4 protein-coding genes are annotated in these 4172 nt (G+C 36.2%); 1 reads left to right on the forward strand and 3 read right to left on the reverse strand.

Annotation, left to right across the window (positions count from 1 at the left end):
• Nucleotides 1-1005 precede the first annotated feature (1005 nt).
• The 3 genes from BMX83_RS10380 to BMX83_RS10390 all read right to left on the reverse strand — a co-directional run bounded on the left by BMX83_RS10380 (nucleotide 1006) and on the right by BMX83_RS10390 (nucleotide 2883).
• Nucleotides 1006-1374, reverse strand: a complete 369-nt coding sequence (locus BMX83_RS10380; protein WP_177170581.1) for a glycine cleavage system H family protein — start codon at nucleotides 1372-1374, stop codon at nucleotides 1006-1008.
• Between the two features lie 102 nt (nucleotides 1375-1476).
• The gene (locus tag BMX83_RS10385) at nucleotides 1477-2511 is read right to left on the reverse strand and encodes a YihY/virulence factor BrkB family protein (RefSeq protein WP_091636775.1); all 1035 of its coding nucleotides are present in this window, start codon (nucleotides 2509-2511) and stop codon (nucleotides 1477-1479) included.
• Between the two features lie 144 nt (nucleotides 2512-2655).
• Nucleotides 2656-2883: a DUF2969 family protein gene (locus BMX83_RS10390; protein WP_091636777.1), complete on the reverse strand. Its 228-nt coding sequence runs from the start codon at nucleotides 2881-2883 to the stop codon at nucleotides 2656-2658.
• Nucleotides 2884-3045: 162 nt separating this feature from the next.
• On the opposite strand from BMX83_RS10390, the gene BMX83_RS10395 reads away from it, so the two are divergent.
• Nucleotides 3046-3942, forward strand: a complete 897-nt coding sequence (locus BMX83_RS10395; protein WP_091636779.1) for a fumarylacetoacetate hydrolase family protein — start codon at nucleotides 3046-3048, stop codon at nucleotides 3940-3942.
• The last annotated feature ends 230 nt before the right edge of the window (nucleotides 3943-4172 follow it).

A 4172-nucleotide genomic window follows, 5' to 3' on the forward strand; every position in this document is an offset into this window, starting at 1 on the left:
AACGCACTATTTTGTAGAAAAATTCCCAATTTTTCCAAGAACGATTAATTTATTCAAGAAACCAGCTTAAATTATAGAGCTATGAATTATTCAGGTCTATAATCAACTATTAAGATACTGAACTAAACTCTTTAATGTTATTAAACTATATTTAAATTAAGAGATATACTTTTTAGCCTAGAATCATTTTTATAAAGTAGAACTTTTATAAAGACCCTACTTATCTTTGTACAAATAATAGGTTAAGTTTAGTAGCATAATCGTCGATTATACAAAAAGAACGTTGGTGAGAGTATATCTCACTAACGTTCTTTTCATTATATTAGAGAACAAGTAATTCCGCCTGTAAAATAATAGTCGACTAAAACATCTCCTAGGGAATGTATCGCAGTTTTGCGATCCCTCCGTGACATCGCATTCTGGCTGGAGGGATCGCATCAACCACTTGCGGGTCTTTCACAACCTCTCCAACTTGCTAAAGGGCACGCATTTCCTCCTTGCGCACCCTTCGCGGCGTCACACTCTCGTTGGAGGGCACGCATCAACCACTTGCGGGTCTTTCATGAACTCTTCGTCTTGCTAAAGGGCACGTATTTCCTCCTTGCGATCCCTCCGTGACATCGCATTCTCGTTGGAGGCCACGCATCGACTACTTGCGGGTCTTTCACGAGCTCTTCATCTGGCTAAAGGGCACGTATTTCCTCCTTGCGCACCCTTCGCGGCGTCACACTCTCGTTGGAGGGCACGCATTTCTTCTTTGCGCACCCTTCGTGGCATCACACTCTCGTTGGAGGGCACGCATCGACTACTTGCGGGTCTTTCACAACCTTTCTGACTTGCTAAAGGGCACGTATTTCCTCCTTGCGCACCCTTCGTGGCGTCACACTCTCGCTGGAGGGCACGCATCGACTACTTGCGGGACTTTCACAACGTCTCAGTCTTGCTATATAGAAAAAGAGCAGTTTTAGCTGCTCTTTTCCCATATATATCTTTCTGTTCAGATGTCTAATTATTATAGCTATCGAATACCAATTCAGTATCCAATGCATTCCAAACTTTTGGGTCAACATTATTGACTACCAAAATCCAATTATCATTTTTATCTTCAGAGTTTAATAGGCTTGGGTCATCTTCTACTTGTTTATGCTTCTCTTTTACTGCAGCACTAAAAGGAAGAGTCATTTCTGTGACCGCCTTAGCTCCTTCGACGTTTATGATTGGATCCCCTTTAGATAAGCTACCAGCATGTTCAATGATTTCCGCAAACATTACTTCGCCTACATCATCTTGCCCTTTTTCTGATAAGCCAATACGAAAGTCATTCTCATTTATTTTTTCAATCCAAATGCCATTTTCATGATATTTAAGCGTCATTTTTATATCTCCTTTAAGTCTTTTTTCATCACACTTATTATAACTCATTTATTAAAGAAAATAAAAGAACGAAACTTTTAAGCTTCGCTCTTTTATAAATTATTAATCATCTGCTTTTATATCAGGAGTCTTTTCTTCAAATTCTTTGATTTCATCTTCTTTAAGACTTCCTACTTTATATAATTTCCGTTTAAGCAATACCGTATCTGCTTCACTAGGATAGCCCGTCCAGCCTGAGTTCTTCAAACTTTTATCGTTGCGCTTTTTATTTTCATATTCAGGTACTGACATGTGATTTTTCCATTCAAAAATCATAGCATTTATCAGCGCGCCTAACAACAAAATCAGACTTGAGAGATAGAGGAATATCATGAGTGCTATAAATGTCCCGAATGTCGCGTTTGCAACAGCATCTCCGCCTGCAAAGTTCAAGTAAATCGAGAAACCTTGCGTCAAAGCAACCCAACCGATTGTCGCGAAAATAGCGCCTTGATATGAATAATTCATTGTTAAATGATGATTAGGAACAATACGGTAAACGATTAAGAAAACTAGGAATAAAATGACAACCAATACGACCCACCTCAAAAGGAGGAATTGTTGGATGAAGGGTATTGTTACTCCTATCGTATCTTGGATGAATTGAAGGATCTGATCACCGAATACAAAAGCGAATACGGCTGCACCGATAACTAGTACAATACCAATCATTGTAAACAGAGAAACCACACGCCCAATAATAAAATTACTGGTTTGTATTGATCCGTATACTTCATCAAGAACACGCCTTAAAATAGTTATTACTCGACTCGCTGACCACAAGGCTGCCAGCAAACCTATGGAGATTGCACCACCACTACCACTTTCCAAGTAATTCCTTATTATCGGCTCAATCACACCAAAAACGTCTTGCGGAACAAAGTCCGATGTTATACTAAGGACTTCGTTAGCATCAATAGGCAAGAGTGGAATAGTATTAGCGAGTACCAACAAAATCGGAAATAATGACAAAAGTAAAAAGTAAGCCATCTCAGCAGCACTTTGGTTAACTGTTGCTCTCTGCCAATTAGATTGTGCAATTTTAATAAATCGAATCAGTTTATCTTTGCGTGGAATTTTTTCTTCTACTTTATCCACACGTACACGTCCTTTCTTTACATTTACTTGCTTTAATCATAGCATAATTTACTGTTTCATCCCTATTAAGAAGCACTGAACGCCAAAAAACACTTATTTTGTTAAACAAAATAAGTGTTTTTTGATTATCCATTTATTAAAGTACTAATCATGTAAATTATATTCTTCAATAATCATTTGGACGCCTTCATCTATCGTTTGGGCTGTTCGCTTTTTACCAGATTTAAATATAACATTAACTAGGCCATCACCTTCTTGCTGAAGTGTTCCGATAGCTTTTTTTCTAACTAACAGTTCATATTCAGTATATGTTTCTGTATTATTTTTGGTTTCGTTTATCTCTACTTCAATATTCTTGTTTCTTTTACCCATATTAATTCCTCCACTTTCTTCTTCCTCATCAGTTTACTAAAAACTAAGCTGTTGAGCAAGGCTAAATCTTTTTGTAAGTAAATCACAAGCGTTATTTTTTAAAAATTTTGAATTGTTATTTATACTTCTAATTGAAGATAAAATACTAAAGGAGTCTATTTTATGAAGTTGATTAACTATAAAATAAAAAATAAGTCAGAAAACAAACTAGGTCTAATTGAAAATAACAGTGTCGTGGATCTTCTTCGTCTCTCAAAACATTTGGATATAGCTGTACCTAAAACAATCGATGAGCTGTTATCAAGCAGTCATTTGGGGTTAGAAAACATCCATAGAACCTTAAAAAAGGCCGACAAACTAAATGTTAATAAAGAAGATTACATTATACCTAAAGCTAAATTAACTTATTCACCACTAATCAAAAAGCCTGGTAAAATTCTCTGCGTTGGTATGAATTATGTTAATCACATTATAGAAAGAGGTGGTGATGTTCCCATTTCACCTATTTTTTTCAATAAATTCCCCAACACCTTAGCTGCTCACAAGCAAGAGATTGTTTTACAGGCCAATGCAAAAAAAGTCGACTATGAAGGTGAACTGGTTATTGTCATTGGTAAGCAAATAAATAATGTAAACGAAAAAAAAGCTGAAGATGCTATTTTTGGTTATACAATCGGAAATGATGTCTCTGATCGCGTTTTCCAATACGAGTCTTCTCAATGGTTAATAGGGAAATCTATGGATGATTTTGCACCCATTGGTCCCTCTATTGTAACTAAAGATAGCATCGATTCTGTACAAGATTTATCCATACAAACGAGACTGAATGGAAAAGTTGTACAAGATAGTTCAACGAAAGAAATGCTATTTGATGTAAATAAAATAGTCAGTTACGCTTCTCAATACATGACTCTAATGCCTGGTGATTTAATTTTCACAGGTACACCAAAAGGAGTTATCTTAGAGCAACCGAAAGAGAAGCAAAAATGGCTCAAAACAAATGATAAGGTCGATATATCCATTGAATCCCTTGGAACGTTAAGCAATGTATTTGTTTAATTATGGGTGGATAAAAAGCGTTTAGATCTTCAGTGGAGTAAAAAAAGATAAGTCAGTCGTTTTTTATCGCGCATTAACCGTGAAGCAAACAGTAAATCTACAAATCTATGTTAATGTTAAAGAGGCTAGGACTTTTTTGAGCCGACCCCCAAAAGTTAGACCTAAAAATTCTAACTTTTGGGGGTATTTTTATGGCTAAATATAGCTATGAGTTAAAAATGAAAATCGTT

This window comes from Alkalibacterium gilvum (assembly GCF_900109085.1).
Taxonomy (GTDB): domain Bacteria; phylum Bacillota; class Bacilli; order Lactobacillales; family Carnobacteriaceae_A; genus Alkalibacterium; species Alkalibacterium gilvum.